Source organism: Bradyrhizobium sp. NBAIM18 (assembly GCF_020193825.1).
Lineage (GTDB): Bacteria > Pseudomonadota > Alphaproteobacteria > Rhizobiales > Xanthobacteraceae > Bradyrhizobium > Bradyrhizobium yuanmingense.
Window position 1 is genome coordinate 1 of record NZ_JADYVO010000079.1, and the last position, 399, is coordinate 399.

Annotated in this window: 1 protein-coding gene; it reads left to right on the plus strand. The window is 35.3% G+C overall.

Features of this window, described 5'->3' with window-relative positions:
• The first annotated feature begins 11 nt into the window (after positions 1 to 11).
• The gene (gene cdiI, locus I6F17_RS37490) at positions 12 to 398 is read left to right on the plus strand and encodes a toxin-immunity protein system imunity protein CdiI (protein ID WP_000631803.1); all 387 of its coding nucleotides are present in this window, start codon (positions 12 to 14) and stop codon (positions 396 to 398) included.
• Position 399 lies beyond the last annotated feature (1 nt).

The window sequence follows — 399 nt, forward strand, 5'->3', positions numbered from 1 at the left end:
GGATATGGAATATGATTACCTTACGTAAATTGATTGGAAACATCAATATGACAAAAGAGCCTGAGCAACAATCACAGCTTGAACTCTGGTTCGAACGTATCATAGATGTGCCTCTTGAAAAGTTAACAGTGGAAGATCTTTGCCGCGCTATCCGACAAAATTTATGTATTGATCAGTTGATGCCAAGAGTGTTGGAAGTTCTAACTAAAGAGCCGTTAGCGGGTGAATATTACGATGGTGAACTAATTGCAGCTTTATCAACGATAAAAGGAGAAGATCTAAAAGATCAGAAAAGTACCTTTACCCAAATAAGGCAACTTATAAACCAGCTAGAACCGTCAGATATTAACGATGATTTAAGAAAAGATATATTAAAAATCAATCAGATAATTGTATAAC

Excerpts from the sequence above, each read along its gene's own strand:
- cdiI (WP_000631803.1), top strand. The coding sequence starts at position 12 with ATGATTACCTTACGTAAATTGATTGGAAACATCAATATGACAAAAGAG.